Annotated in this window: 25 protein-coding genes; all 25 read right to left on the bottom strand. The window is 49.8% G+C overall.

What is annotated here, in order from left to right; all coding sequences use genetic code 11:
• Nucleotides 1-19: 19 nt before the first annotated feature.
• The 25 genes from J2X61_RS28170 to rbfA all read right to left on the bottom strand — a co-directional run bounded on the left by J2X61_RS28170 (nucleotide 20) and on the right by rbfA (nucleotide 26074).
• Entirely contained in the window at nucleotides 20-763 is a 744-nt protein-coding gene (locus tag J2X61_RS28170) for a DUF3388 domain-containing protein (RefSeq protein ID WP_379240634.1), read from the bottom strand.
• A 123-nt stretch (nucleotides 764-886) separates the two neighbouring features.
• Nucleotides 887-1642: a type 1 periplasmic-binding domain-containing protein gene (locus J2X61_RS28165; protein WP_274471403.1), complete on the bottom strand. Its 756-nt coding sequence runs from the start codon at nucleotides 1640-1642 to the stop codon at nucleotides 887-889.
• 188 nt (nucleotides 1643-1830) lie between these two features.
• A complete protein-coding gene (locus J2X61_RS28160; protein WP_274471401.1) occupies nucleotides 1831-2082 on the bottom strand; it encodes a DUF3243 domain-containing protein in 252 nt (83 codons plus the stop codon).
• A gap of 95 nt (nucleotides 2083-2177) precedes the next feature.
• The gene (gene ymfI / locus J2X61_RS28155) at nucleotides 2178-2933 is read right to left on the bottom strand and encodes an elongation factor P 5-aminopentanone reductase (RefSeq protein ID WP_274471400.1); all 756 of its coding nucleotides are present in this window, start codon (nucleotides 2931-2933) and stop codon (nucleotides 2178-2180) included.
• On the bottom strand, nucleotides 2930-4219 hold the full coding sequence (gene yfmH, locus J2X61_RS28150) for an EF-P 5-aminopentanol modification-associated protein YfmH (RefSeq protein WP_274471398.1): 1290 nt from the start codon (nucleotides 4217-4219) through the stop codon (nucleotides 2930-2932). The genes ymfI and yfmH overlap by 4 nt, the downstream gene beginning before the upstream one ends.
• A 3-nt stretch (nucleotides 4220-4222) precedes the next feature.
• Complete coding sequence (gene yfmF / locus J2X61_RS28145) at nucleotides 4223-5503, bottom strand: EF-P 5-aminopentanol modification-associated protein YfmF (RefSeq protein WP_310192704.1); 1281 nt, start codon at nucleotides 5501-5503, stop codon at nucleotides 4223-4225.
• Nucleotides 5504-5605: 102 nt separating this feature from the next.
• Nucleotides 5606-6400 carry a spore cortex-lytic enzyme gene (sleB, locus tag J2X61_RS28140; protein ID WP_274471396.1) on the bottom strand — a complete coding sequence of 265 codons (795 nt, stop codon included), beginning with the start codon at nucleotides 6398-6400 and terminating at the stop codon, nucleotides 5606-5608.
• A gap of 130 nt (nucleotides 6401-6530) precedes the next feature.
• Nucleotides 6531-9092, bottom strand: a complete 2562-nt coding sequence (locus tag J2X61_RS28135) for an FtsK/SpoIIIE family DNA translocase (RefSeq protein ID WP_274471395.1) — start codon at nucleotides 9090-9092, stop codon at nucleotides 6531-6533.
• Nucleotides 9093-9156: 64 nt separating this feature from the next.
• Entirely contained in the window at nucleotides 9157-9396 is a 240-nt protein-coding gene (locus J2X61_RS28130; RefSeq protein ID WP_310192698.1) for a YlzJ-like family protein, read from the bottom strand.
• Nucleotides 9393-10127, bottom strand: a complete 735-nt coding sequence (locus J2X61_RS28125; protein WP_274471391.1) for a ClpP family protease — start codon at nucleotides 10125-10127, stop codon at nucleotides 9393-9395. The genes J2X61_RS28130 and J2X61_RS28125 overlap by 4 nt, the downstream gene beginning before the upstream one ends.
• A gap of 180 nt (nucleotides 10128-10307) precedes the next feature.
• Entirely contained in the window at nucleotides 10308-11984 is a 1677-nt protein-coding gene (locus J2X61_RS28120) for a ribonuclease J (RefSeq protein WP_274471389.1), read from the bottom strand.
• Between the two features lie 170 nt (nucleotides 11985-12154).
• On the bottom strand, nucleotides 12155-13018 hold the full coding sequence (dapA, locus tag J2X61_RS28115; protein ID WP_274471388.1) for a 4-hydroxy-tetrahydrodipicolinate synthase: 864 nt from the start codon (nucleotides 13016-13018) through the stop codon (nucleotides 12155-12157).
• Between the two features lie 19 nt (nucleotides 13019-13037).
• Entirely contained in the window at nucleotides 13038-14255 is a 1218-nt protein-coding gene (gene dapG / locus J2X61_RS28110; RefSeq protein WP_274471386.1) for an aspartate kinase, read from the bottom strand.
• A 44-nt stretch (nucleotides 14256-14299) separates the two neighbouring features.
• A complete protein-coding gene (locus J2X61_RS28105; RefSeq protein WP_274471384.1) occupies nucleotides 14300-15337 on the bottom strand; it encodes an aspartate-semialdehyde dehydrogenase in 1038 nt (345 codons plus the stop codon).
• A gap of 35 nt (nucleotides 15338-15372) precedes the next feature.
• A complete protein-coding gene (locus J2X61_RS28100; RefSeq protein ID WP_274471382.1) occupies nucleotides 15373-15966 on the bottom strand; it encodes a dipicolinate synthase subunit B in 594 nt (197 codons plus the stop codon).
• Complete coding sequence (gene dpsA / locus J2X61_RS28095; protein ID WP_274471379.1) at nucleotides 15963-16862, bottom strand: dipicolinate synthase subunit DpsA; 900 nt, start codon at nucleotides 16860-16862, stop codon at nucleotides 15963-15965. The genes J2X61_RS28100 and dpsA overlap by 4 nt, the downstream gene beginning before the upstream one ends.
• Nucleotides 16863-16996: 134 nt before the next feature.
• On the bottom strand, nucleotides 16997-17452 hold the full coding sequence (gene dut / locus J2X61_RS28090) for a dUTP diphosphatase (protein ID WP_310192685.1): 456 nt from the start codon (nucleotides 17450-17452) through the stop codon (nucleotides 16997-16999).
• Nucleotides 17439-18695: a M16 family metallopeptidase gene (locus J2X61_RS28085; RefSeq protein ID WP_274471376.1), complete on the bottom strand. Its 1257-nt coding sequence runs from the start codon at nucleotides 18693-18695 to the stop codon at nucleotides 17439-17441. The genes dut and J2X61_RS28085 overlap by 14 nt, the downstream gene beginning before the upstream one ends.
• Before the next feature lie 106 nt (nucleotides 18696-18801).
• Nucleotides 18802-19854, bottom strand: a complete 1053-nt coding sequence (locus J2X61_RS28080) for a polysaccharide deacetylase family protein (RefSeq protein WP_274471374.1) — start codon at nucleotides 19852-19854, stop codon at nucleotides 18802-18804.
• Between the two features lie 157 nt (nucleotides 19855-20011).
• Nucleotides 20012-22114, bottom strand: a complete 2103-nt coding sequence (pnp, locus tag J2X61_RS28075; protein WP_274471372.1) for a polyribonucleotide nucleotidyltransferase — start codon at nucleotides 22112-22114, stop codon at nucleotides 20012-20014.
• A gap of 263 nt (nucleotides 22115-22377) precedes the next feature.
• Entirely contained in the window at nucleotides 22378-22647 is a 270-nt protein-coding gene (rpsO, locus tag J2X61_RS28070) for a 30S ribosomal protein S15 (RefSeq protein ID WP_126143204.1), read from the bottom strand.
• Between the two features lie 166 nt (nucleotides 22648-22813).
• On the bottom strand, nucleotides 22814-23749 hold the full coding sequence (locus tag J2X61_RS28065) for a bifunctional riboflavin kinase/FAD synthetase (protein WP_310192681.1): 936 nt from the start codon (nucleotides 23747-23749) through the stop codon (nucleotides 22814-22816).
• A gap of 47 nt (nucleotides 23750-23796) precedes the next feature.
• Nucleotides 23797-24720, bottom strand: a complete 924-nt coding sequence (truB, locus tag J2X61_RS28060) for a tRNA pseudouridine(55) synthase TruB (RefSeq protein WP_310192679.1) — start codon at nucleotides 24718-24720, stop codon at nucleotides 23797-23799.
• Complete coding sequence (locus J2X61_RS28055) at nucleotides 24717-25718, bottom strand: DHH family phosphoesterase (RefSeq protein WP_310192676.1); 1002 nt, start codon at nucleotides 25716-25718, stop codon at nucleotides 24717-24719. Before J2X61_RS28055 ends, truB begins: the two co-directional genes overlap by 4 nt.
• Nucleotides 25715-26074: a 30S ribosome-binding factor RbfA gene (gene rbfA / locus J2X61_RS28050; RefSeq protein ID WP_274471366.1), complete on the bottom strand. Its 360-nt coding sequence runs from the start codon at nucleotides 26072-26074 to the stop codon at nucleotides 25715-25717. Before rbfA ends, J2X61_RS28055 begins: the two co-directional genes overlap by 4 nt.
• Nucleotides 26075-26080 lie beyond the last annotated feature (6 nt).

The raw sequence follows: 26080 nt of genomic DNA, 5'->3' as shown, positions 1-26080 counted from the left end.
TTTAATGACGTTACAAATCTTAAAAAGGTTCGGATGTATACGTAAAAGAATCGTAATTAATTTCTTCATCCGGACTGTTGCGAAGCTCGATAATATAATCAAAGTGATTATATGTGTATTCGGATTCGCGAATAAATATATCGGGATGCTCAATCACCTTCGTGGACGGCATCGCCATAATTTCCTGCAGCAGACCATGATGCTTCTCATTCGAGCGAATCGTCGATACGATACCGTCGATAATATACACGTTGTTCGTGGTCATCTCGTCCTCGGATAGCTGGCTACGAACCGTTTGTCTCAATAACGTGGACGAGACGAACGTCCAGCGTTTGTTCGCGCATACGGAGCCTGCGATGATCGATTCGGTTTTACCGACACGCGGCATGCCGCGAAGACCTACCACTTGATTGCCTTCTCTTTTGAAAATCTCGCCGAGGAAGTCAACCAGCAGCCCCAGTTCATCGCGCGTGAAGCGGAACGTTTTACGGTCATCGGAATCGCGCTCGATATACCGTCCATGGCGAACCGCCAAAATATCAACAAGTTTAGGCGGTCTGAGAGCAGTAATAGTAATATTATCTACTTTTTTTAACATTTTACCCATTAAGTCAATTTTTTCTTCATCGTTGGTCTGAAGCAGCATCCCGCGGGTGCGGTCTTCAACCCCGTTAATGGTCACAATATTAATGTCGAGCATCCCCATCAAGGATGCGATGTCCCCTAACAAACCCGGACGGTTCTTGTGAATTTTGTACTCCATGTACCACTCTTTAACGTCCAATTCTTCCACCTCATCGCAATCTGTAACAAACGAATCGTTACTTAATTCATACATATTAAATTTCTACAAATTTCGTCATTTTCCTGCTCTTGCACATGAAAATTAATTCATTTTCAAGGTCGTCAATTCTTGAGCATTATAACTTAAAGAACCTTTTTGCCAGGAATGGTTGACCATTACCGCCAAACGGTTCTCCAGAATCTGGTCCCAATTCAAATCTGCCGACAGCGCGTTGGAAACATCGATTACCGAGACGCCCAATGTTTTCGCTCTTTGCAGCTGCGCTTCCGTTGCAGGCGAATAGAAAATGATCCAGCTGGCGGAATGCTGTCTAGTCTGGAACGATAACTGCTGGAACCATTGCTCATTGTTATCGAGGAGAACGATATGGTCGGACTCCTCGGATGGCGCCCATTCCGACGGGATCGGACGGTCGCTGCGCGTCACCCATTCGACGGTCACATTTTGCGCTAACAAATCTTGAATCCATTTGGTTTTCAAGCCCTCAATCTGCCCTGCGTCAATTTGCAGGAATGCCGCTTGATCGATGGCACCATTAGCGGTTCCAGCCGGGTCAAGCTTGCTTTGTACTAGTGTCCATTTACCCGTAGTGAGCCCTTGCTGAATCACGGCATTGGCGGAAGGAAATAAATCGTTGCCAATGACATAAATGTAATCGTAAGAACTCGCTTTCAATTTGGCAAGCACAGCGTCATCAATCGCATTCAAATCTTTGAACCAATCATAGGCGATGAAATTGACGTTTCTCCATCTCTGAAGGGCATTCCCGACGGATTGCTTCGCCGTATCCGACAAGCTGGCGCTTGAAAGCATCAAGACAGACAATTTCTTATCCATTAACTCCTGCTTAATGACAGGAATTCCCCGACTACCACAACCTGTTATAAAAATCGATAAGAGCAAAACAAGAAGCAAAGAACGTTTGATTACCATGACTTCGATTCCTTTCTACCTTAGAAAGCGTGCAAAAGCCTCCGAAAGAAGGAGGCTTTCACATAGTACCCTATTGAATTGTAAAACGGTTATTACCCTTTGTCTACTAATTTTACCATGAGGCGGGCGATTGTGCGTTTTTCTTGCTCATCCCCTGCGTCCCATAGCTCTTTGAGCAAACGTTCTTGCTCATTCTCCGGATCCACTTTAGTTGCTAGAAATTCACCGATTTGAAAAGCGAGCTTCGAGATGATTTCATCGCTCATCCCAGCTTGTCCAGCTTGGCTGACACGCTCTGCCAGGAATTCTTTCCACTTATCAAATACCTTAAGTACTGTAGCCATTGTAAGAAGCCTCCTTTGAGTTATGAGAGATGGTCATTACATAAGTAATATTCGCTTCTCAGCTCAAAAATATGCGCGGAGTTCTTACAATCGTCCTAAGTCAGCCAACCGCCGTTGGGACTAATAATCTGACCCGTTATGTATCCTGATTCCGGAAGAGCCAAGAAATAGACGAGCGAAGCAACTTCATGCGGCATGGCGAAGCGGCCGACCGGAATTTCGCTGGCAATCGCATCACGCTCTTCCGTCTCGAAGCCGGACATCATTTCAGTTTCGACCGCTCCCGGTGCAACGGCGTTCACCGTCACTCCCGAGGGGGCCAACTCCTTAGCCAGCGCTTTGGTGAAAGCATTCAGGCCGCCCTTGGCTGTGGAGTAAACGACTTCGCAGGAAGCGCCCGAGATGCCCCATATGGAAGAAACATTAATGATACGTCCGTACTTTTGGGAGATCATAGCCTTCATGAACGTTTGCGAACAGAGGAAAGCTCCCTTAAGATTCACGTTCATCACCGCATCCCACTCTTCCTCGCTAACATCGGAGAGCAAACCATAATGGGCAATACCGGCGTTATTCACAACGATATCGGGGATCATATCCTTCTGCTCTAGCTTCTCTTTCATCGCCATAATCTGTTCACGCGACTTCACATCAGCTGATACCGTCAATACTTTGGCGCCATGCTTCATACAAGCTCTCGCCACTTCATTCGCCGCCTCGTGGGAGTCGCGGTAGTGGATGACGACTTGCATGCCTACCGCGGCAAACCGCTCGGCAATGGCTGCTCCAATGCCGCGGCTTGCTCCCGTGATGAGGACGGTTTGTTCGTTAAACGGCTTCGTGAAGGTCACGACTTCTCACGGCTTTGGACAATAGATACCGCAAGCTTACTCCAATCGAAATGCTCCCGGAACCGGCGATTCACATCATCTAGGGTAATTTGCTCATAGACCGGTAATATATCGAACAGATCGATTCCTTTGAACCGGTATTTCGTAAACTCGTTCGCAATGGATTCCGGTGAATTCATCATTCGCAGGAAATTGCCGATTTTCTTCTTCCGGCTGCGCTCAAACGTCACTTCGTCCAGCCCCGTACTCTTCCGCTTCTCCACTTCCTCCCGGATGCGGGCGACCAGCTGATCGGGATGCTTCGTATCGCCGCCGAGAATGGAGAAGGCGTACCCATCGCTGCAGTTATACTCATGTCCGAAGTTATCCGTAATTAGTTGTTCATCATATAACGATTGATAAATATCCGAGCTTGAGCTGAATAGAACGTCCAGCATCACTTTCGTCGTCAATTCGCGGACCAGCAGCTCCTTGCCTTGTACGGAAGGCGCCGCCTCCTTTAAACCGATTAAACATTTGGGCATCGAAACCGGCAGCATCGTCACTCTGCGAGCCTCGTTCACTTCTGCCGGCTCTTCCGGGAAGAAGCGCTTGATTTCGCCCTGCGGCGGGAATGTTTTGGCCGCTTGGTTATCCCTGACAAGCTTAATGACTTCTTCCGGATCTACGCCTCCCACGACGAACAGGCTCATATTGCTCGGATGGTAAAACGTGTTATAGCACTCATACAAAGTTTCTTTGGTTATCTCGGAAATCGAGGCTACCGTTCCGGCGATATCGATATGAATAGGATGCTTGGCGTATAAGGATTCGATCAATCCGTAATAGCTGCGCCAGTCGGCATTGTCCTCATACATCTTGATCTCCTGACCGATAATGCCCTTCTCTTTCTCGACGTTCTCGTCGGTAAAGTATGGGTTTTGCACGAAATTAATTAGCGTCGTTAAATTCGTTAAATAATTGTCAGTAGAGGAGAACAAATACGCGGTCCGGTCAAAGCTTGTGAATGCGTTAGCCGAAGCTCCGTTTGATGCGAATGTAGCGAATATATCGCCTTCCGGCTCCTCAAACATTTTATGCTCCAGGAAATGTGCGATGCCGTCCGGCACCTGCACGGCTTCCTTGCCCTCAACTTGGAAATCATTGTCGATCGAGCCATATTTCGTCGTGAACGTTGCGTACGTTTTCTGAAACCCTTCTTTGGGGAGAACAAACACATGAAGCCCATTCTCAAGCACTTCGTGATAAATCGTTTCACCCAGGTGTGGATATGGAACAACTTTCATGGCCTACTCTCCTTTCTGATCCCGCAAAAAGTAAATCGTATCCAGCTGAACTTTCTTGGCTGCGTCGGCAATCGCCGCAACATCGATTTGTTCCACGGACTCGATCAAGCCGGTTACCGTACGTTCTTTCCCCGATAAGATCGCATTGAAATCAAAAGAAATCAGTTCGAACGCGGAATCCTGTATTTCTCTCAATTGATTGGCAATCATCGCCCGGGTTTGGCTCAGTTCGATGTCGTTGATGTCTCCCTGCTCCATCGCCGTTAGCTGCTTGCGGATAATATCAACCGCTTTCTCATAATTCGCCATCTCAATCCCGGATTGAATCGTCAGAATCCCTTTGTGTCCGTCGAAACGGGATGAAGCATAGTAAGCCAAGCTAGCTTTCTCACGGACATTGATGAATAGTTTGGAATGCGGGTAACCGCCAAGAACACCATTGTACATCAAAGCAACCGGATAAAGCTCATCACGATACGATATGTTCGTGCGCAGACCCATATTCAGCTTGCCCTGGTTGACATCCAGACGCTCGACAACCGTCTTCACTTCGCCGGAAGTCCCCCGCGGTGCGGAAGTTACATAACTGACGTCCTGCTTTCTATCGATATTGAATGCAGTCCGGACAATGCCCTCAACCTCAGCAAGCGTCGTATTCCCTACGACATAAATATCCAACGGAGACGTTTGCAGCCATTCCTTATATTGTTCGTACAGCTGTTCGGGATTAATACGGTCCAAATCCGCAATTTTGCCTAACGGATGGAGCCGGTACGGATCACCGCTGCACATTTCTTCGATACAGCGCTCAGCCGCGTAACGGATTTTATCATTGATCACCGATTCAATCCGCTTCTGAAGCGTCTGTTTCTCGGAGTCCACATATTTGCTGCGGAAACGATTCTCCTCCAGCGCCGGGCGCGTCAGCGTCTCCCCTACAAACTCAAGCCCTTGTTTCAGCAGGGATTCCGCCGATTTCACGAACCGGTCGTTAATAATATCCATCCGCATCTGTACGATCTGGTAGTCGCCTCTTTTATAAATATCGAACCCGAATCCAGCGCCGTATAAATCGTCCAAATATTCGCGAAATTGCTTGGTTTCCGGCCGCGATTCGGTTCCTCTTCTTAATACGAACGGGGTCAACGCCGTATTCGTGACCGTTTCTTCGTCTAAGGGCCGGCCTATGTACACGGAAATAGCAAACGTTTTGAACCGGTCTGTCGGCAGCACATGCAAACGAATGTGGTTCAACGTAGTGCGCTCAAATTGTATATGCTTCAAAGGTCAGTCTCCCTTCTGAGATCGGAATCTACATCCATTATATTCCTATACGAAGAGGAGAAGCAACCAAAGGCGGTTCCTTCTCCTTGTCCTTTTAATCATTTATTTACAAAAGATGTGTTTACCGATTGTTTTCACTTGAGGCCGGCTCCAAATCCATTTGGACGTTGCGGTTGCCGGATTGAAATAGTAAATGCATCCGCCTGTCGGATCCCATCCGCTCAAAGCATCTCGAACCGCTTTCTTCGTCGACTCGTTCGGCGTGAGCCAAATTTGACCGTCGGCTACGGCTGTGAAAGCGCCCGGTTGAAAAATAACGCCAGACACGGTATTCGGAAAGCTCGCCGATTTCACTCGGTTCAAAATGACGGCGGCCACGGCCACTTGTCCCACATACGGTTCACCCCGAGCCTCGCCATGTACGGCATTAGCCATCAAATTAATATCTTGCTCCGACAGCCCCAGATTGTTGGAAGGAATTAAATTTGCCGGCTTATCGGTTGAAGTCGTATTCTCGGTGCCAGTGCCGGTGCCGGTGCCGCTTCCCCCTCCGCCTGTCGCAGGTGCAGTCGGCTTCCAATTTTTCGTCGCTTCCCACAGCTTCAACTTCGTCTTAGGGCCCACGATGCCATCCACAATCATTCCGAACTCACCTTGAAAACGTTTCACGGCTGTTAATGTCTTATAGCCAAAGTCGCCATCAATATTACCGCCGTAGAAGCCTATGAACTTCAATCGGCCCTGCAGCTCATTCACGTCCGAGCCCGTTGCACCATAACGGATTTCATTCTTGCTGAACGTCTCTTGTGCCGGAGGATTAAATTTCCCTTTTAACTGGAAAGCGACAACAAGAACGAAAACAATACAAAAAGTTAACACGATTAACCGTTTATTCATTCCCCTTCTCAACCTCACTTTTCAAATAAGAGCCTTTTCTTGCTTTTCTTTGCTTATTATGAGAAAGGGAGACATCGTTTATGCAAACAAAAAACACTCTCCTTCCGGAGAGTGTGCTCGACATCGAGAATTATGAGGAGATTCGGTTATGATGGTACTGCTCAATCGACATTAACACCTCACGAGGCTTACTCCCCTCATAAGGGCCGACGACGCCTTTGGCTTCCATTGCATCCACAAGTCTGGCCGCACGTGTGTAGCCGACTCGCATGCGCCTTTGGAGCAGGGAGACGGACGCTTGTTTCGCTTCCAGCACGATCTGGACCGCCTGGTCGTAGAGCTCGTCCTCAACCTCGTTGTTTTGCTCCGGCATATCCTCTACTTGCGGTACCAATTCCTCTTGGTAATTAGCTTGCTCTTGAGTCCGAACGAATGTAACGACATGCTCGACCTCTTGATCGGAAAGAAAGGCTCCCTGTACGCGTACAGGTTTGGATGCGCCTACAGGCAAATATAGCATATCGCCCCGGCCCAGCAATTTCTCCGCCCCGACCATATCCAGGATCGTCCGAGAGTCCACCTGCGAAGATACACCGAAGGCGATACGCGAAGGGATGTTCGCTTTGATGACCCCTGTAATGACGTCAACGGATGGACGCTGTGTCGCAATAATCAAGTGAATGCCCGCAGCACGGGCCATTTGCGCCAATCGGCAGATCGAGTCCTCCACATCGTTCGCGGCGACCATCATCAAGTCGGCCAACTCGTCCACGATGACCACATAGTACGGCAGCGGAGCGGCTGTTCCGCTCTCAGTCAGCATCGCATTATAACCCTCGATGTTGCGTGTTCCGCTTTTGGAGAATAGCTCATATCGCTTCTCCATCTCGACAACGACTTTCTTGAGCGCAAGCGATGCTCTGCGCGGGTCAGTAACGACCGGAGCCAGCAGGTGCGGAATTCCGTTATACACATTGAGCTCGACCATTTTGGGGTCGATCATCAGAAATTTCACTTCGTTCGGCTTCGCTTTGTATAGAATGCTTGTAATAATCCCGTTGATACAGACGGATTTCCCTGAACCCGTTGCTCCTGCTACGAGCAAATGGGGCATTCTCGCCAGGTTGCCGACAATCGGCTGTCCGGAAATATCGCGCCCTAACACCACGGAGAGCCGCGAGGCGGATTCTTGGAAGGCGGACGTTTCCATCACTTCCCGCATCGTAACGACCGAAACCTCCAGGTTCGGGACTTCAATCCCGATGGCCGATTTCCCCGGTATCGGGGCTTCCATCCGGATATCCTTGGCAGCCAGCGCCAAGGCAATATCGTCCGTCAAGGAGACGATCCGGCTCACCTTCACGCCGACATCCGGCTGTATCTCATAGCGAGTAACTGCCGGTCCGCGGACGACTTCAAGCACCTTCGCCCGGACGCCGAAGCTCTCCAGCGTTGCTTCCAGCTTCCTGGCATTGGCTTTGTAGTCGGACATTTCGCTGCCTTTGCCGACTGCCGGCTTAGCCAGCAGTTCAAGCGACGGCATTTCGTAGGGCCGTGTCTGGACAACGGGCACATTCTCTTGGAATTCGAGCGTAACCGGTTCATCGTCCCCTTCCGCGCTTGCGGATCCTCCGGACTGCGGTTTGGGAACCGCGCTGAGCGGTGGGGCGGCAGCAGGCTTGACCGTTTGCTGCGCTTCCTGGAACACCTGCTCTTGGAAATCGCGAATGATCGGCGTTACGGGAAGCTCACCTTCGTCGCCCGCAAGATCGTCTGCAGCTTGTACGGTGCCAGACTTATAAACGACTTGTTCCGCAGCTTCGTCATCCGTTGCATGTTGAAAGTCATCGTCCTGCTCATCGACTGGAGCAGTCTCACGTTTCTTGCGCCCCTCTTTGATCGGACGCAGCAGTTCCATGAACAAGGGCGACTTCTTCGCCTTCTTGACCGGCTGGAACACTTCCTCGTCGAATTCATCGTCGACAGGCACGTAGGCCGGCTTCCTCACCTTCTTCTCGCTGGCCCCCGCTGTGGCAGGTTGAGGCTGGCGGGCATCCCGGTCCTGCAGCCATTCCTGCATCCTGTCCTTGAAATTTTGTCCGACGTTGCTGAATCGGCCGCGGATCACATTGCCGATGTCGACGTAGGAAATTCCTGTGGCCAGGATGAAACCGATAACAAACAGCGCATATTGAATGAGTCTAGCGCCCAGATAGTCGAACAGAAAGTATAAGATGCTGTAGAGTACGGCACCGATCATGCCTCCGCCGATCCCGTATTCCAAAGCGGCTTTGCCGGCATCCGTAGGCTTCAATCCGTCCAGCATGGCATTCCATGTAGAGGAAATGATTTTGCCGGAGCTGAAGCCGCCATCCGGATAAAGCTGAGCGAACAAATCAATCTGATTCTTGATCAATAGTCCAAGAATGAACAGCAGAATACCGACTTTCTTGGGGGTCACCATCTGCGGCCAAGCCCGTTTGATCATGGCATATAAGGCCACATATATGAATATGAGCGGTATTAGCGAGTACCACGTTCCTACAAAAAACCGAAAGAGGTAAATGAGCGAATTCCCGACATGCCCCTGATGGGCAAGCGCAATGACCGAGAAAATCAAAATCAGTATGCCGTATAACTCAAATAGTAAGCTTGTTTTTAGAGCTTTGCCTTTTTTCTTGCGTTTCGCCACGCCTGTCACCCCCGAGTCCACATTATACCATATTTGGCTAGAGGGATGATACAGCAGCGGCGCTTTATGTGAGTGAAGTCCCTTCCGGAGCAGGACTATACGAAATAATAGTGCCTGGGGCATATTGCTCTTTCAAAAAATCTTGAGGATTACAGCTGTACAGTCTGACAATTCGTCCTTGAAAGCCGCTGAGCGGTTCGATTTGCAGCTTGACGCCGCCTTGATCGACATCGATAAACTGAGGCCGGAACGCCTCTGCCCCTTCAAATATCACATCCATCGGGACGACCGAATAATGGATCATTGGACAATGCCACCGCCCGCCGTCGCTTTCTTGGCTTCAATCCGCTTGTTCAGCTCCCTGATGGCGTCGCCTATGCCGCCGACCTGATCAATCAAACCGTATTTAACGGCATCCTCGCCAATAACCGTTGTGCCGATATCCCGGGTCAACTCTCCCGTTTTGAACATCAATTCCTTAAACTTCTCTTCGGTAACATTGGAATGCTTCGTCACAAACCGAACGACGCGTTCCTGCATTTTATCCAAATATTCGAATGTTTGCGGCACGCCGATAATTAACCCGTTCAACCGGATCGGATGAATCGTCATTGTGGCCGTTTCCGCAATAATGGAATAGTCGGCCGACACGGCGATCGGCACGCCGATGCTGTGACCGCCGCCCAGAACAAGTGCAATGGAAGGCTTCGAAAGCGTTGACACCATTTCTGCAATCGCCAGCCCGGCTTCCACATCACCGCCTACGGTATTGAGAATGATCATGACCCCTTCGATCTTCGGATTTTGTTCAGCCGCAACCAATTGCGGAATCAGATGCTCGTATTTGGTTGTTTTATTCTGCGGGGGGAGGACGATGTGCCCTTCCACTTGCCCGATTATGGTGAGACAAAAAATGTTGGATTCGCCCGAAATCGTATTCGTCTGACCCAGCTGCTGAATGTTCTCCAGTACTGGATTTTTCTTGATTTCCTCGGATCCCGGTTCCTGCTGCTTCGGATCATTAGATGATGCCATTAAGAGTCCCCCTTCGAATTTGGCGAAATGACCTTGCCATCATGGTGCATTATCTCCCATAGTATGAATAAGCTTGCTCTCTTTCATGCATCCTCCCGTGCACAGAACCAACTGAAAAAAGCTCCCTCCGGTTAAGGAGAGAGCTTTGCTATTTGCATAGGTTCAAGTGACTGTTCGAGCCTAGACTTCCATGATAATTGGAAGGATCATTGGTCTTCTTCTGGTTTGTTCATATAAAAAGCGTCCGAGAACATCTTTCACGTTAGTTTTTAAAGATGCCCATTCATTAACATTTTCATTCATAAGCTTCGTTAACGTATTGGTTACGATTCGATTGGCTTCTTCCAAGAGGCCCTCCGATTCACGTACATAGACGAATCCGCGAGAAATGATATCCGGTCCGGATAAAATTTTGCCATCTTGTTTGCTGAGAGTAACAACGACCACCAGAATACCGTCTTGAGACAGCAACTTACGGTCACGCAACACAATGTTGCCTACATCTCCGACGCCCAGTCCATCAATCAGAATGTTACCGCTTTGAACTTTAGAGCCTTTGCGGGCAACACCGTTCTGAATTTCTACCGTATCCCCGATATCGCAAATGAAAATATCTTCTTTTTCCATTCCGACAGACTCCGCGAGATGACCGTGTTGACGCAGCATGCGATATTCACCGTGAATCGGAATAAAGTATTTAGGCTTCATCAAATTGAGCATCAGCTTCAATTCTTCCTGGCTGCCGTGACCTGAAACGTGTACGCCGGTAACGGAACCTGGGCCATAAATAACGTTAGCGCCAATACGGAACAGTTCGTCCACAGTACGTCCTACGTCTCGTTCATTACCTGGAATCGGCGTAGCTGCAATGATGACGGTATCTCCAGGCAAAATATCTACCTTGCGGTGGGTGGAACGCGCCATTCTAGTCAGTGCTGACATTGGCTCGCCTTGACTACCTGTAGACAAAATGACAACCCGGTCAGCAGCCAGCTTGTTTACTTCCTCAGGCTCAATCAACATGCCATCCGGAATGTTCAAGTAACCTAATTCGCTGGCAATCGATACGACATTCACCATGCTTCGACCGATGACGGTAACTTTACGATTCGTCGCTGCCGCTGCATCGAACACCTGCTGTACGCGGTGAATGTTAGATGCAAAAGTAGCAATGACGACTCTCTGCTTAGCCTTACGGAACACTTCTTCAATCTCGACGCCTACACTGCGCTCGGATCCCGTGTAACCGGGACGCTCAGCGTTGGTGCTGTCGGAAAGCAAGGCCAAAACGCCTTTTTTCCCGATCTCGGCCATTCGGTGCAAATCTGCGTATTGATCATTCACAGGAGTCTGGTCAAATTTGAAGTCCCCTGTATGGACCACGACGCCTTCCGGCGTATCGAGCGCAACACCAACAGAATCAGGGATACTGTGATTGGTTTTGAAGAAAGTTGCTGTAATAGTGCCTAGAGAGAGCACGGAATCCGCATTGATGAGGATTCGGTTCGTCGTACCGAGCAAATTCGCTTCCTTCAGCTTCGCTTCGATCAGCCCCATTGTAAGCTTAGTCGCATACAAAGGAACATTCAAATGCTTCAGCACGTAAGGTAAGCCGCCGATGTGATCTTCATGGCCGTGAGTAATAATAATGCCGCGTACTTTATCCCGATTCTCCGTTAAGTATCCGATATCTGGAATGACAATATCGATTCCGAGCATGTCCTGCTCAGGAAACTTCAAACCACTATCAATAACGATGATATCGTTCGCATACTGAACGCAATACATATTTTTCCCGATTTCGCCCACGCCGCCAAGAGCGAAGATCAAAAGTTTATCAATATTTTTTTTGGACAAGAATATACCTCCTTCATAGATTGGACGACGAATTTTAAATGAAAAACCGAACTAGTCACTTGCCACCATTATACATGAAAAAAAACTACAAATACAAGTTTACTGCTATTTGCACTAGCTTCCCCAAAAAAAGAAAACCGATGCCGGAAGCACCGATTCATTAGGCGTTATCATACAAAAAGTGATTGGATGAATTGTCCTTCTTGCTCGGATACGCGAACCAACGGAAGTCTGACTCCCCCTGTCTGGATCCCTTTCAGTGCTAGAGCATGCTTGATTGGCGCAGGGCTCGGTACACGGAAAATGCCAGTAAAGATAGGATGGAGCTTACGATGAAGTTCTGCCGCTTGCTGAATGTTGCCTTCTAGATAATACTTTACCATAGATTGCATTTCTTTTCCAATCACATGACTGGCCACGCTGATAATGCCATACGCACCAACGGATAACGCCGGCAGCGCATTGCTGTCATCCCCGCTATATACAAGGAATCCCGGTGCCGCTTCACTGATAATGCGTGTCAATTGGTCCGTATTCGCACAGTCCTTGGTTGCCACGATATTCGCAATCTGCGATAGACGAATCGTCGTCTCCGCATCCACGTTAACGCCAGTACGTCCCGGTACATTGTACAGCATAACCGGCACTTGAACGGATTCAGCAACCGCTTTGAAGTGCTGGTACAGCCCTTCCTGCGACGGACGGTTATAGTAAGGAGCGACGATGAGCAAGCAATCGACTCCCAGCTTCTCGACCTGTTGGGAGAAATGGATGGTGTGGCCCGTGTCATTGCTTCCAGTGCCAGCAATGATCTTGCAGCGGCCTTTGGCATAACGAATGGATAGCTCGATCAGCTTCAGCTTCTCCTCGTCGGTTAATGTAGGCGCCTCACCGGTGGTCCCACAGATCACGAGGCTATCGGACTGCTGCTCCTCGATCAGATAATTGATTAGCGGTTCTACTTGGTCCCAGTTGACTTGCAATTGCTCGTCAAACGGAGTGACCATGGCTGTAATGACTCTTCCAAAATCCACCGTTTGCACCTCCTGAATCTCATTTGTATAAGTTAAATTTATGATGTAAAGCTTTAACGGATTTAACCATATCTTCCCCTTGCACAAGCACCCAGATCGTCGTATTCGAGTCGGCTGATTGCAAGATGCGTATGTCTTCCACCGTCAATGCTTCTACGATTTGCGCCATAATTCCGGGCACGCCGTTCATGCCTCCGCCGATGACGGAAACCTTCGCGCAGCCGCTGAGTGCATGTGGCTCATAGCCCTGGCTTGCGAGCAGCTTGACGGCGCGTTCCGCTTCATGATCGAATACGGTATATACGACCGCCGACGGATTAACGCTTATGAAATCTACGCTGATTTGGTTCTGCGCCATCGTTTTGAAGACGCGAAGCTGCAGATCAAACTGCCCTTCAACGGCAGCGACATGAATCTGCGTAATGTTCGTAAAATGCGCAATGCCCGTTACGAAACGGTCCCTGACTTGATTCATATCATGCGGGATCGTATCTGTAGCGGTCACCAAAGTTCCTGGATCTTTGGAGAAAGTCGATCTCACCCTGATCGGAATATTGGCATGCATGGCGACCTCGACGGCACGCGGATGGATCACTTTGGCGCCGTTGTGCGCCATGTTGCAAATTTCGGCAAAGCTGACGCGGATCAACGGCTTGGCATCCTCGACGATTCTTGGATCCGCTGTCATAATCCCATTCACATCTGTGAAAATGTCCACGATCTCGGCCTTTAGCGCTGCTCCAAGCGCGGTAGCGGACGTATCGCTGCCCCCGCGTCCGAGTGTCGTCAGCTCATTCTGGCTTGTTACGCCTTGAAATCCGGTCACAATGACGACCATATCTTGTTCCAATAATTCTATTATACGATTGGGCTGCATGGCAACTATCTTCGCATTGCCGTGGTCGTCATTCGTCAGAATGCCGGCTTGCCCACCTGTCAAAACCGTAGATTTGATGCCTCTTGATTGCAAAAGACTGCACAAATGCACCGCAGAGATTAATTCTCCGCAGCCCATGAGCATGTCGAGTTCCCGCGCCGGCAGCCCCTCCCCGTTCTTCCGAACGAGGTCCAAGAGCGTGTCGGTCGCATACGGTTCGCCTTTTCTTCCCATCGCAGATACTACGACTACTAATTTATAATCATCGATTAGTGCATCTTGGATATGTCCGATAACATGTTCTCTCGCCTGAGCGGTGGAAAGCGAAGTACCTCCAAACTTTTGTACAAGGATTCGCATGAGTTTCCCCCATATTCACTGCATGTTGGTCGCAGACATGCCGATTACTGTTCTATAGCAATATATTCAGCAATTTGCACAGCATTCCAAGCAGCGCCTTTGAGCAGGTTGTCAGAAACAATCCACATATTCAGTGCTCTCGGATTGCTTAAATCGCGGCGTACACGTCCAACGAACGTATCCAGCTTGCCAGCCGCATCGGCTGCCAGCGGATACTGCTGCTCAGCCGGATTGTCAACGAGGACGATACCGGGAGCATCGGCAAGCAACGACTTCACATCTTCGATGTCGAAATCTTCTTTCAATTCCACATAGACGGACTCGGAGTGGCCGTACACGACCGGGATGCGCACACAGGTTGCCGTCACATCAATCGACTCATCGCCCATAATTTTCTTCGTTTCAAGAATCATTTTCATTTCTTCATTCGTAAATCCATTATCCAAAAATTTATCAATTTGCGGAATCGCATTAAAGGCGATTTGATGTTTCACAGGAAGCGACCCCACCGGTAAAATATCCGGCTTCACATCGTGACCTGCCAAAACCTCCTTCGATTGCCTCAGCATCTCCTGGATTGCCTTCGCGCCCGCTCCAGATACCGCTTGGTACGTCGAAACGATAATGCGAGAAATGCCATACCGATCGTATAGCGGTTTCAGCGCGGCTACCATCTGGATCGTGGAACAGTTCGGGTTGGCAATGATTCCTTTGTGCTCATTGATTTTGTCCATGTTCACTTCCGGGACGACAAGCGGCGTATCGGCATCCATACGAAATGCACTGGTGTTATCGATACAGATCGCTCCCGCTTCAACCGCATGCGGCGCCAATGCTTTGGAAACGTCTCCGCCAGCGCTGAACAAGGCGATATCCACACCTTCAAAGCTGCCGGGGTTAGCTTCTTGAACGATGACATCCTGGCCTTTGAAAGGGATCCTAACGCCTGCCGAACGAGCGGACGAAAGCAATTTCAGTTCCTTGATGGGGAAATTCCGTTCTTCTAGTAGACGGATGATTTGTTCGCCGACGGCGCCAGTCGCGCCGACTACTGCGACGTTAAAAAGCTTCTGGTTGGACATTAGCTGGACTCTCCCCTTCAAGAATGATCTATGAATTAGTACTGAAATCTCTCAATAATCATCGGCTGAAGCTGCTTGCCTTCCAGTGCGGATTCGCAAGTCTCCATGATCAAGTCCATCCGGGCTACCAACGAATTTGGCTTAGCGCCGGGTGCATCTTGACCGAAAGGCACAAAAAAGATGTTCTTCGTAATAAGAAGCTTCGCAATATTCATTGCGTTGAGTCCGAGTCCGTCATTCGTCGAAATCGCTAAAACAAGCGGTCGCAAGTTTCGCATTTGCGCTTTGGCCGCCATAAGTACGGGACTTTCTGTCATCGCATTAGCCAGCTTGCTTGTCGTATTACCCGTACAAGGCGCGATAACCATCACATCAAGCAGTTTGGATGGGCCGAGCGGCTCAGCATCTACAATCGTAGAAATAATATCGTTCCCCGTAATGTCCTTCAACTGCTGCTGCCAATCCGCCGACTTGCCGAAACGCGTATCGGTTGTCATGATCGTATTGGATACGATCGGGATGACCCTCGCACCAGCGTCTACGAATCTCTTAATCTGAGGCATAACCTCTTCCAGCGTACAGTGAGAACCGGTTAACGCGTAACCGACCGTTTTCCCTTGCCAATTCATTCCACATCGCTCCTGTCTTTGAAGTCTTCCTCGATCAGCTGACTTAATGTGTTCGCCATGATGCGGCCTGCTGATTTGGGGGCGACGATGCCAGGTAACCCGGGCGCCAGCATCGCTTTGATGCCTCTCTTCTCGGCAAATCGGAAGTCCGTTCCGCCGGGTTTGGAAGCCAAATCGATGATGAGCGCGCGATGTGGGATATTGGTAATTACTTGCGCTGTGACTATCATAGTCGGAATTGTGTTAAAAAGCAAGTCAATATTCCCCACTTCCGGGTACAGGTCTTTCGTATAAAACGGCTGAAAACCCATCTCCCACGCCCTTGCAAAATGCTCGGGTTTCCTTACCCCTACCTTAACGGTAGCCCCTAATCCCTGCAGTGTTCTGGCCATCGTGAACCCCGTCCGTCCGAACCCTAAAACCATACATACAGAACCATGGATCGTAATATCCGTATTCTGGATCGCCATCATCAGCGCGCCTTCAGCGGTCGGAATCGAATTGTAAATCGCAACGTCGTCCCGATTGAACAACTCAATAACTTCAATGCCGTGTCCTGCACACAACGTCTTCAAATACGCTTTGGCCATTCCTGTATATACTTTGGCATGCTTCGGCAGCGAAGAAATGTGAACGTCCGTCAGCTTCAATTCTTCGCTAGAAAATATAGATTCCACTTGTCCCGAATCATCCGTACCTACCGCCGGCAATATAAGGACATCCACGCTTTGAAGCAGCACGGGATCCAGCTTGGCGCTCGTCACGCCGCTAAATTGCCTCCCGAGATTGTCAAAGCCGATTAATGTCACCGTCGCATCCAACTCGGTAAACTTTTGAATTACTTCAAGCTGCCGGGCGTCTCCGCCCATGAAAGCAACCGAAATCCCAGTAAGCATTCTTTGCTTACACCCCTTTCTCGGTCCGTTTCGATAAGTTATAGTATGCGTTCGCCTAAAGATGGGTGCTTCCCGCCAGCGAAACAAAAAAAAGAACCCCTGTTAAGAGGTTCTCCTTCTATTCTATCTATGCCTTATCGGCCTGTGTGGCCAAAGCCGCCTGCTCCCCGTACCGTTGCATCCAGTTCGGACACTTCCTTCAGTTCCACCGCCGGTACGAGCTGGAACACCATCTGCGCAATCCGTTCATTGCGCTCGATCGTGAACGCCTGCTGCCCGTGATTGATCAGCAGTACCTTGACTTCGCCGCGGTAATCGGCATCGATCGTGCCGGGCGAGTTCAACGTCGTGATGCCGTACTTGAACGCAAGGCCGCTGCGCGGTCTGATCTGTGCTTCAAGCTCCGGCGGCATGCTGAGCGCGAAACCGGTCGGAATGAGCCGCCGTTCACCCGGCTGGAGGATGAGCGGCTCGTCAACGGCTGCATGAAGATCGAATCCGCTCGCCGCTTCCGACATCCGCTGCGGCATCTGGATGTCCTCCTGCCCCGGCAGACGTTGGATTTGGACTTCGAACTTAGAGTGAGACAAGCTGATCCCTCCTGAAGGAGGAAACGACGTCGTCGGAGTTCCCTACCATGGATAAAGCGAACGGTGTGGAGAACAGCGATTTGGTTAAGGCTGAAATATGCTCCATTTGGACGCTGTCGATGCGCGCGAGCATTTCATCCAAGCTGTAGTGCTTGCCGGTCATCAGCTCGTTCTTCCCGAAGCGGTTCATTCGGCTGCTTGTGCTTTCAAGGCTCAGAATCAAGCTGCCTTTCAGTTGTTCCTTACCTTTCTTCAATTCCGACTCCAGCATGCCTTTGACGGCGATATCATGCAGAAGCTCCATCGTCACTTTAAGTACTTCTTCCGTTTGTTTAGGAGCAGTCCCCGTATAAATCGTAAACATCCCGCTATCGATATGAGAAGAATGGTACGAGTATACGGAATAAGCCAAGCCGCGTTTCTCGCGAATTTCCTGGAACAGCCTCGAGCTCATGCCGCCTCCGATCGCATTGTTCAATAGAACCATCGGATACAAATTATCCTCTTGCAGCGACAAGCCCGGCAGCGACAGGCAGAGGTGATTCTGCTCCGTCTTCTTCGCATGGAAAATAAGCTCACCCAAGAAATCAGGTGCCTCGTAGCTCGTTTCTTCACCGGATAAAGCGAAGCCGCCGAAATGCTTCTCGATGAGCTCGCGAACGTTATCATCAATATTACCGGCGATGCTAAGCACCGTATTCTCGATATTATAATGCTGCTTCATATAATTTCGAAGATCGTCGGACGACATTTGCGACAAGTTCTCTTGTGTGCCGAGAATCGTATACCCCAGCGGATGCGATCCGTACGAAGCTTTGGCTAATAAATCGTGCACGAGATCGTCAGGCGTATCTTCGTACATGGAGATTTCTTCATAGATAACGCCCTTTTCCTTCTCCAGCTCCCCTTCATCAAAGGAAGAGTTGAAAAACATATCCGATAGCACATCCATCGCAAGCGGCAGGTGCTCATCAAGCACCTTGGCATAGTAGCAGGTGTACTCTTTGGATGTAAAGGCATTCACATTACCGCCGATGCCATCGAAGATCTCCGCGATATCTTTGGCCGAGTGGCGCTCCGTTCCCTTGAACAGCATATGCTCGATAAAATGCGAAATGCCGTTCTTGTCTTGTGACTCGTTGCGCGAGCCGGTTTTGACCCAAATCCCGAAAGTGACGGACCGGAACGTCGGTATTTGTTCCATGACCACTCTCAGGCCGTTATGTAAGCGATATTTGATCACTCTGTTTCCTCCTCGAAATGAAGCCCGTAAAGTCCCATTTCCAAATTATACTTTCTCAGTCTAACAAAAATGTACGAGCGACTCAACTTTCCTGCGAGCGGACAGGCTAATTGGCCAACGGCTCAGCTTCCGCTACTCGTTTTGAGGATAACAACTCCGTGACGGTGCCCAGCGTTAACCCTTTATTTTTGATGATCCGGATCATCCCAGGCAGTGCGTCCTTGGAAGATTGCGTAGGATGCATCAGGATGAGCGAGCCCGGTTCCACATTGGCGGACAGGCGCTGCAGAATTCGGCTTGCACCCGGATTTTTCCAATCGATCGTATCGAATGTCCATAGGACTGTTTGCAACTTAAACTCAGATGCCACTTGAATCGTTTCCTGTTTGAAATAGCCGGATGGCGGTGCGAACAACGTATTATTGACGCCTAGCTGCGACTTCAGCAGCTCTTCTGTTTTGGAGATCTCCTCCACCGCCTTGCTGCGGCTTATATTTCTCATATCCCTATGCGAATAGGCATGATTGGACATTTCGTGCCCTTCGCTTTGAATTTGCTTCGCCACATCCACATTCTTCTTCAACCAGGAGCCGTCCAGGAAGAAGGTCGCATGAACATTCTCCTTGCGAAGCGTCTCCAGCATGCTCGGCAGAAATTCATTGCCCCAAGCAACATTAATCATCAAGGAAACCATCGGCTTCTTCGGGTTGCCTTTGTAAACCGGATTTGGCCCCAGATCCTCCAATTGAATGGCTGGGGGCACTTCTTTCATGACATAATTGATTTTGCCAGTGTCTAGTCTGTGCTCCGTAAGCTTCATCGTCTCCGCAATATCGACTTCAAGCCCGTTATAGCCGGGGATCGCTTTCCAAACAGAATCAATTCGCGCATTAATCGGAGCGACTTTGCGCTTCTCCGCCTCCTGCGTGATTGTTTCCAATAAGGTATTGGAATTGTCAGTGCCTTGTACCCGCGCGCGGCCAGCCGTATTCGCGAAGACGGGCAGTGTCTCTTGATTCTGCCAATCGGTCCCGAATACAGATGGACTCTTGCCGTCTTTCACCGCGGCAATATAAATTCCCACATCAGGGATCGTATGTAACCCAAGCATCACCATAGCAAAGAAACTCCCGAGAAGAAGCCATTTCTTGTAGCGCATAGACAGGTCCCCCTTATCCTTATGTCCTGATTGTATGCACGAGGGGACAAGGTTAGAACGGAGCATGTCCGGCCTAGATGAAAAGCAAAAAAGAGACAGATTGATCTGACTCTTTATCCGAAAATTATGCGAATGTGACCTCGCAAGTCACGCGGCCTTAAGTTTGCGCCGGGACTTGCGAAGTTAGTGTAGCTTTGCGGGACAAATTGATTCTTCCTTGCTGATCGATCTCCGTCACTTTGACCGTGATTTGGTCACCGACATTTACGACATCCTCCACTTTCGCTACGCGCTCTGTGGATATTTGCGAGATATGCACGAGACCTTCTTTGCCTGGCAAAATTTCGACGAAAGCGCCGAATTTCTCCACGCGTTTGACCGTACCGAGGTAAGTCTCTCCAACAACGACTTCACGCACGATGCCCTCAATGATGGAGCGCGCTTTCTCGTTCATCGCTTGGTTGGAAGAAGCGATAAATACGCGGCCGTCCTGCTCGATATCAATTTTCACGCCGGTTTCTTCAATAATTTTATTGATGATTTTACCGCCTGCCCCGATCACGTCACGGATTTTGTCCGGATTGATGTTCATGGTCAAAATCTTAGGCGCATATTCGGACAGCTGTTTCTTCGGCTCTGCAATGCGGTCCACCATTTTGCCCAGGATGTGCATCCGGCCTTCTTTGGCTTGCTGCAGCGATTGCTGCAAGATGCTGCGGTCGATACCGTCAATTTTGATATCCATTTGAAGGGCAGTGATACCTGCGGAAGTACCTGCAACTTTAAAGTCCATATCGCCGAGGTGATCTTCCATCCCCTGAATATCGGACAGAATGGAGAAATGGTCACCGTCTTTGATCAGACCCATCGCAATACCCGCTACCGGTGCTTTGATCGGAACGCCTGCATCCATAAGCGCTAGTGTGCTTGCGCAAATACTTGCTTGGGAAGTAGACCCGTTGGATTCCAGAACTTCAGAAACAAGTCGGATCGTATATGGGAAATCCGTTTCGTTAGGAATAATAGGCTCAAGCGCTCGCTCTCCCAACGCACCATGTCCGATTTCACGGCGGCCCGGCGGACGAAGCGGTCTTGCTTCCCCGACGGAGAACGGCGGGAAATTATAGTGATGCATGAAACGTTTGGTTTCTGTAAGATCGAGGCCGTCCAGAATTTGAACATCCCCTAGTGCGCCTAGCGTACATACGCTTAATGCTTGCGTTTGACCGCGTGTGAACAAACCGGAGCCGTGTGTGCGCGGCAGCAAGTCGATGTCGCAATCGATCGGACGGATTTCATCCAATTTACGGCCATCTGGTCTTACTTTATCGTGCGTGATCAAGCGGCGAACTTCTTCCTTGACGATGTCATAAAGCGTTTCTTTCACGTCTGCGAGCAGCTCCGGAGTTTCCGCATAAAGCGCCGTAAAGTGTTCAACGGCTTCTGCGTTCACAACATCGATCGCTTCTTGACGAGCATGCTTCTCCGAAATTTTGATCGCATCGACAAGTCTGGCCTGTGCGAAATCACGCGTAGCCTTGCTCACCTCAGCATCAACGGTATGAAGCTTCACTTCCATTTTCGGTTTGCCGGCAATTTCGACCAATTGCTCGATAACCGCTACGATTTTGCGGATTTCGTCATGACCGTACATGATGGCTTCCAGTACAACGTCTTCCGATACTTCATTGGCGCCGGCTTCAACCATCATGATGGCATCCTTCGTACCGGCAACCGTTAAGTGCAGGTCGCTCTTCTCGGCAGTCTCGCCTGTCGGATTGATCACGAATTGTCCGTCAACGCGGCCAACGATCACGCCGCCAACCGGTCCGTTGAATGGAACGTCCGAGATCGCAAGTGCAGCGGAAGTTCCAATCATCGCCGCGATTTCCGGCGGGCATTCCTGATCCACGCTCATCACCATGGAAACGATCTGTACGTCATTACGGAAGCCTTCCGGGAATAACGGACGAATCGGACGGTCCGTTAGACGGCTGGCCAGAATCGCTTTCTCGCTCGGACGACCCTCACGTTTAATGAAACCGCCCGGGATCTTACCCACAGAGTACAGTCTCTCTTCATAATTCACGGTTAACGGGAAGAAATCCAGGTCTTTCGGACCGCTGGATGCCGTTACTGTGCTTAGTACAACCGTATCGCCATAACGAACGGTTACAGCCGCATTGGCTTGTTTGGCCAGTCTGCCCGTTTCAAGAATGAACGGTTTACCGCCAAGTTCCATTTGTACCCTTTTCTCCATAACATCCTCCTAAGGAATTGACTTGCTTCACTATGTGTTTGTGTTTGGGTTAATTACGCAGAATCAAACACCTTGACTTCAGACTCCTCTATGTATTCCCTGTATGCCCTATGCTTGGAGTCATCCTCTATTTCTGCGCACTGTCTAGTATTTCCTTCTTTTTCCCTTTTAAAAATACAAGAAAAAGCAACCTCGTTGCTGCACGCTGCGCAAGCTTTATCAAGCCCAGCGAAGGAGCAACAGGTTGCTTCTCATTGTCGATTTTATCGACGCAAACCAAGCTTTTCGATCAAAGCGCTGTAACGGTTCACATCTTTGTTCTTCACATAGGCTAGCAACTTACGACGTTGACCAACCATTTTGAGCAAACCACGACGGGAGTGGTGATCTTTCTTGTGCGTACGAAGGTGGTTCGTAAGGTTTACGATGTTCTCCGTAAGGATAGCAACTTGTACCTCTGGTGAACCTGTGTCGGTATCATGTACCTTGTGTGTTTGGATCAGTTGTGTTTTGCGCTCTTGCGTCAATGCCATGATTGTTCATCTCCTAAATTCTATTGTATCCCCACTAGCCTAGAAATCGCCGATGAGAGCGTCTATCCAAGCTAAGGTTCATGCCGAAGGGAGTCCCTTGGGCAACGTTATTCAGTATATCATAGTCGCCATGCAGAAGTAAATGTTTGTTTCTGCTCGTACGACGCTACTCATAATTGCGGGCTGCTTCTGCATCCAGCTTTATCTGCGTGACCAGCTCATCAATCGAGGAGAACTTCCGCTCCGGACGCAGGAAAGCGATCAGTTCCACTTTCAGGCGCTCGCCGTAAATTTGCTGGGAGAAGTCAAACAAATGAGCTTCGAAAGAAGGCTTGAGCTCACCTGTAGCAAAGGTCGGCTTCACGCCGATATTCATTACACCTTTATAGGTTTCCCCATTCAGGATTGCTTTAATCGCATACACGCCATTTCTGGGAATAACATACGATTCATCTAAAGCCAGATTGGCCGTTGGAAATCCCAGCTGTCTTCCCCGCTTCTCGCCGTCAACCACCTTCCCGCTGATGCTGTAAGGACGCCCAAGCAGTCTTGTTACGGTGTCAATGTCCCCTTGCTGCAGCGATTCACGAATCAGAGTTGAGCTAACTTTTTCGCCGTCCATTTGAAAAGGTCTCACCACTTCTACTGAAAATTTCCCATGACTCAGCTCACATAGCGAATCCGGATTGCCCTTGCCTTGGTAGCCGAATGTAAAATCAAACCCGCAGATCACACTGTTCACACCAAGCTGATCCAACACTTGATCCACGAATTGCTCAGGGGATAGCCGCATTAGCGAAGCATCGAATGTGACGACATACGTGTGACTGACACCCAGCGAGGCGAACTTCTCCATCTTCGCTTGCATTGGCGTCAAGAGATCTAAGTATTTATCCTGCCCCATGACCGCTCGGGGATGAGGATGAAAGGTCATGATGGCCGATGGCAGGCCAAGCTTCTTAGCCGTGCTAAGCGCTCGTCCGATCACTTCCTGGTGCCCCAGATGGACACCGTCAAAGTCGCCGATCGCTACAACCTGCTCGCCTGCAAATACAGACGCAGCATCAAAATCGATGGGATATGATATCGGTATTATTTGCATATAAGTTCATTTCACCTATCCATTTCAGCCTGTCCCGGACATTTCGTCTAATGAAACACTTTCGAAGGGATCAGGATTTGGCCAGCGCTTCTCCATTCGAACAAGCCAAGAAAACGTTGATCGGGCGAATAAGCGCGCACTAGCACTTGAGAATCCTTCGCACCTTCTACGCGCTGCGCAGGCAAGGCAATTCGCTTCCCTTGCTGAACATGTACGGCTTCCTGAGCGGACAGCTCCACGGCAGGAATGTGCGAAATCGCCTGATCCATCGGGATCAGATGATTCTGCAAATCGCCTTGCTTCTTCAGCTCGGCAATTTGCTCGAAGGTTAAGCATTGCTCCTTGCGGATACTGCCGGTTGAAGTACGGATCAAACTTTTCATAACGGCTGGGTACCCCAGCGCTTTGCCGATATCCACACATAACGTTCGGATATAGGTCCCTTTGGAGCACAGCACGCGGAAATGAATTTCCGGTCGCTCGGCTGTGAGGTCAATTCGAACAATATCCAAACGATGGATCGTCACGCGGCGGGATTTGCGCTCGACTTCCTTGCCCTCGCGAGCAAGCTCATAAAGCCGCTTCCCATCGACTTTCACGGCGGAAAACATAGGAGGCGTCTGGTCGATGTCACCGACGAAACGATGCAAAATGTCTCGGACTTGCGATTCTTCCAAATGAACGTGAGGCACTTCCGCTGTAACGGTACCGGTCATATCCTCCGTATCGGTGGAGAGTCCGACCAGCAGCTTCGCCTCATACTCTTTGGGCAGCTCTTGCATGTATTCGACCATACGGGTGGCCCGGCCAATGCAAAGCGGTAAAACCCCGGTAACCTGGGGATCCAACGTGCCGGTATGACCGATCCGTTTGATGCCGAGTATGCCTCTGGCTTTGGCCACTACATCGTGAGATGTGAAGCCCTCGGGCTTCCATACAGGCAGAATACCTTCCAATGATTGTTGCGTCATTTCAGCTTGCTCCCTACTTCCTGCACCATTCTCTCTACCGCTTGTTCCAGAGTCCCGTGGATCGTGCACCCGGATGCCCGCACATGGCCGCCGCCGCCCAGCGATTGAGCGACCGCCGCAACATCGACAAGACCGGATGAGCGGAGACTGACCTTGATCACGCCGGCTGCCTTCTCTTTAAACAGCATCCCCACTTCAACCCCCTCCACATTCCGGGGATAGTTGACGAGCCCGTCCAAGTCCTCGCTGGAAGCACCCGTGGCCTCCAGATCGGCAAGCGATACGGCAAGCCATGCTAACTTCCGGTCATGTGCGAACGATAGCGTGGATAGTGCTTTCTGCAGCAGGACGATTTGTGAATATGTGACTCTTTCCAACACTTGCTCCGCGATAACAGATCCCTCTACACCCAGATCGAGCAAAGATGCTCCCATCTGCATCACTTCCGGCGATGTATTGGAATATCTGAAGCCGCCTGTATCTGTCAAAAGCCCTGTATAGATGCAATCTCCAAACACCAGGTCGGGCTTCAAGTTCATATGTATAGCCAAATCGTACAAAATCTGAACGGTTGCGGCAGCATCATGCTTAATGAGATGGCACGTTCCGAAATTATCGTTCGTCGGGTGATGATCTATATTGAGCAAATCGGCTCCTTCATCAAAAAGAGTGCTGACCCTACCTATTCTGGAGAAATCAGCACAATCAACACTTATGATGGTCCGGTATTGCCTTTCCGGCACGTTCCGGCTGTAGTCGAGAACACGATCGCTTCCCGATAAATAGGAAAATTTCGAAGGCATGGCACCTTCATTGATCATCGTATAGGATTTCCCAAGCTTATCCAGAAGCCAGCCCGTCGCGTATGTAGAACTGGCGGCATCTCCATCCGGCTGGATGTGAGATACCACCAAGAAATCATCATGCTGCTCGATAAACTTAGCCGCTGCTTCCAGCTGCTGGCTGTATTCGTTGGCATGGATCATTCTATCGTTCATACGCTTGGATTTCCTTCCTGATTGAGCTTATGCAGCAAATTCTCGATGTGACTGCCGTAATCGATCGACGCATCGAATCTGAATTGCAGCTCCGGAATTTTACGCAACCGAATTCGTTTCCCAAGTTCGGAACGAATGTATCCGGATCCGGCAGAAAGAGCCTTCAAAGTAGCCTCTTTCTGTTCATCCGTACCCATGACGCTTAGAAACACGCGAGCCATGGACAAATCATTCGTTACGTCGACACCCGTTACGGTCAGGAACCCGATACGCGGATCTTTTAGCTCCGATTGCACGATTTGGCTTAATTCTTTCTTAATTTGCTCGCCTACGCGGCCTACGCGAACCCTAGCCATTTGTTA

It is taken from the genome of Bacillus sp. 3255, from assembly GCF_031456485.1.
Lineage (GTDB): Bacteria > Bacillota > Bacilli > Paenibacillales > NBRC-103111 > Paenibacillus_E.
Note: the sequence above shows the minus strand (reverse complement) of the source record. Positions and strands in the feature narration are given on the sequence as shown.

Coding starts and splice junctions, on each gene's coding strand:
- truB (WP_310192679.1), bottom strand. CDS start 24,720: ATGACGCAACAATCATTGGAAGGTATTCTGCCTGTATGGAAGCCCGAG.
- rbfA (WP_274471366.1), bottom strand. CDS start 26,074: ATGGCTAGGGTTCGCGTAGGCCGCGTAGGCGAGCAAATTAAGAAAGAA.
- yfmH (WP_274471398.1), bottom strand. CDS start 4,219: ATGAAAGTTGTTCCATATCCACACCTGGGTGAAACGATTTATCACGAA.
- pnp (WP_274471372.1), bottom strand. CDS start 22,114: ATGGAGAAAAGGGTACAAATGGAACTTGGCGGTAAACCGTTCATTCTT.
- J2X61_RS28130 (WP_310192698.1), bottom strand. CDS start 9,396: ATGATCCATTATTCGGTCGTCCCGATGGATGTGATATTTGAAGGGGCA.
- rpsO (WP_126143204.1), bottom strand. CDS start 22,647: ATGGCATTGACGCAAGAGCGCAAAACACAACTGATCCAAACACACAAG.
- J2X61_RS28080 (WP_274471374.1), bottom strand. CDS start 19,854: ATGCGCTACAAGAAATGGCTTCTTCTCGGGAGTTTCTTTGCTATGGTG.
- J2X61_RS28055 (WP_310192676.1), bottom strand. CDS start 25,718: ATGAACGATAGAATGATCCATGCCAACGAATACAGCCAGCAGCTGGAA.
- sleB (WP_274471396.1), bottom strand. CDS start 6,400: ATGAATAAACGGTTAATCGTGTTAACTTTTTGTATTGTTTTCGTTCTT.
- J2X61_RS28125 (WP_274471391.1), bottom strand. CDS start 10,127: ATGGCATCATCTAATGATCCGAAGCAGCAGGAACCGGGATCCGAGGAA.
- dpsA (WP_274471379.1), bottom strand. CDS start 16,862: ATGCTTACTGGGATTTCGGTTGCTTTCATGGGCGGAGACGCCCGGCAG.
- J2X61_RS28100 (WP_274471382.1), bottom strand. CDS start 15,966: ATGAATTGGCAAGGGAAAACGGTCGGTTACGCGTTAACCGGTTCTCAC.
- J2X61_RS28065 (WP_310192681.1), bottom strand. CDS start 23,749: ATGCAAATAATACCGATATCATATCCCATCGATTTTGATGCTGCGTCT.
- J2X61_RS28105 (WP_274471384.1), bottom strand. CDS start 15,337: ATGTCCAACCAGAAGCTTTTTAACGTCGCAGTAGTCGGCGCGACTGGC.
- dapG (WP_274471386.1), bottom strand. CDS start 14,255: ATGCGAATCCTTGTACAAAAGTTTGGAGGTACTTCGCTTTCCACCGCT.
- J2X61_RS28160 (WP_274471401.1), bottom strand. CDS start 2,082: ATGGCTACAGTACTTAAGGTATTTGATAAGTGGAAAGAATTCCTGGCA.
- J2X61_RS28165 (WP_274471403.1), bottom strand. CDS start 1,642: ATGGATAAGAAATTGTCTGTCTTGATGCTTTCAAGCGCCAGCTTGTCG.
- J2X61_RS28170 (WP_379240634.1), bottom strand. CDS start 763: ATGGAGTACAAAATTCACAAGAACCGTCCGGGTTTGTTAGGGGACATC.